Genomic DNA, 547 nt, shown 5'->3' with positions numbered 1-547 from the left:
TAACAACGGAGTTGGTCGTGAAAAAACTATTATTGGCTACAGCAGTGGTCGCAGCAGCGGGGGCCGTTGGGTACCTGTACCAAAATAACCTTCCTCAGAGCGGTTCAAGCTCACTATTGGCGCAAATCCCAGCCGATTCGCTCGTAGTTACTTTCCAAACAGAACCTTTCAAACACTACGAATATGTGAACGCGTTTGGCTCTGCCAATCAAATGACCATGTCTGATATGTTTGTTGGTGAGCAGCTGTCACCAAAAGAGCAGTTTGCGATCGATCTGTTTGACGGATACTTAAAAAGTGCTGCGTCGCCAGAAACTTTGAAAGCGTACTTAGGTACAGGCGATGAGATCAACCCAGTGCTTTACACGCTCGGTATGGTGCCAGTTTACAAACTGCCAATCGAGAATCCAGAGGCGCTTTGGAAAACGTTGGATCACGAAGAGCAAATGAGCGGCGTGACACACGAAAAAGTGAAGCTGGGTACGGTGGAGTACCGTCGTTATGAGATGACGGATGCAGTATATCCGCAGGATGGCATTGGCAGAGT

General features: G+C 48.3%; 1 pseudogene. It reads left to right on the top strand.

Features of this window, described 5'->3' with window-relative positions:
* Positions 1–17: 17 nt before the first annotated feature.
* Positions 18–547 (top strand): annotated as a pseudogene (locus R7E78_RS29615) (hypothetical protein); the annotation flags it as partial.

It is taken from the genome of Vibrio sp. YT-19(2023) (genome assembly GCF_033337395.1).
Note: the sequence above shows the minus strand (reverse complement) of the source record. Positions and strands in the feature narration are given on the sequence as shown.